Raw genomic sequence first — 1,277 nt, forward strand, 5'->3', positions numbered from 1 at the left:
TGACCCCTGCCGTCAAATCCGTAGAACCAAACTTGGGAGATTTTAATTACGCAGCCTGACGATAAAAGTCAAACCACACCTGTCTTGGCGATTTATAGCCCAAGCTCTTTTGAATCCTAGTCTGATTATAATACAACTCAATATATCCAATAATATCTCTGATGGCTGCAAATCTTGTTTTATAGTCTTGGTGATATACAAGCTCGTTCTTTAATATGCCCCAGAAGCTTTCTATGGGTGCGTTGTCAAAGCAGTTGCCTTTAGCACTCATTGAGCCTTTAAACTGATGCTGCTTGATGATCTTGTGATAAGCGTGGCTACAGTACTGACTGCCTCTATCAGAATGCACAATTAGCCCTTGGCTTGGTCGTTTATTCTTGATTGCCATATTGAGTGCACGGCATACTAAATCTGCTGTCATGCGCTTATTAATGGCGTAGCCGACCAGCTCTTTGGTGTATAAATCTTTTACTCCTGCTAAGTATAGCCAACCCTCGCTTGTCCAGATATAGGTGATATCACTGACCCAAGACTCATTAGGACGCTTAGCATCAAACTGCTGATCGAGCACGTTTGGATAAACCATTTTATTATGGTTTGAGTCCGTGGTGACCTTAAAGCGTTTGTGGCGACGGCATTTGATGCCATGTTCTTCTTTGATACGTCTGACCATGTACAAGCTAATGTCATGGCCTTGCTCTATTAGCTTTGCATGCAGTCGCTCAACACCATAGCGCTCACGAGTTTCACTGTGAGCGGCTCTAACCAGTAGCTCAGACTGGTTACGATGTATCTGTTGGTCGCTGATATCGCGATTTATCCAGTCGTAATAGCTTGATGGCTTAACCCTTAATACACGGCACATAGAGACGATACTAAAGGCCTGTCTATTAGTTTTTATAAAGGCGTACTTCACTAACTGTTTTTCGCAAAGTACGCCGTGGCCTTTTTTAGGATCTCTCGTTCCTCTTCAGCCACTTTAAGCTGCCGCTTGAGCTGCTTTATTTCCTGAATAGCTGCCATAAGCTCAGGATCATATTGTTCTGTGCCGACAAGTTTGCCTTGATTGGCTTTATTGTTCCAATTAGATAACGTTTGCATCGCTATGCCAAGCTGCTTTGCGGTCGCTGAGATGTTGCCGTTATTGTCTGCTATCTTCTTAACGGCTTCTGCTTTAAATTGGGTGCTATAAGTTCTGATCTTCTTGGTCATGGTAAACTCCTCATCGAGTCGTTAGTTTACCAAGTTTATCTCTACGGTTTCTTCAGCATAGCTCA

General features: G+C 43.1%; 1 protein-coding gene. It reads right to left on the reverse strand.

What is annotated here, in order from left to right; translation table 11 throughout:
* Positions 1-46: 46 nt before the first annotated feature.
* A protein-coding gene (locus tag ACT3TU_RS14145; protein WP_192520527.1) for an IS3 family transposase occupies positions 47-1,212 on the reverse strand; the annotation gives its coding sequence in 2 pieces (ribosomal slippage) (positions 47-954 and positions 954-1,212; 1,167 coding nt in all).
* Positions 1,213-1,277 lie beyond the last annotated feature (65 nt).

Source organism: Psychrobacter sp. AOP3-A1-26, from assembly GCF_052378235.1.
GTDB lineage: Bacteria > Pseudomonadota > Gammaproteobacteria > Pseudomonadales > Moraxellaceae > Psychrobacter.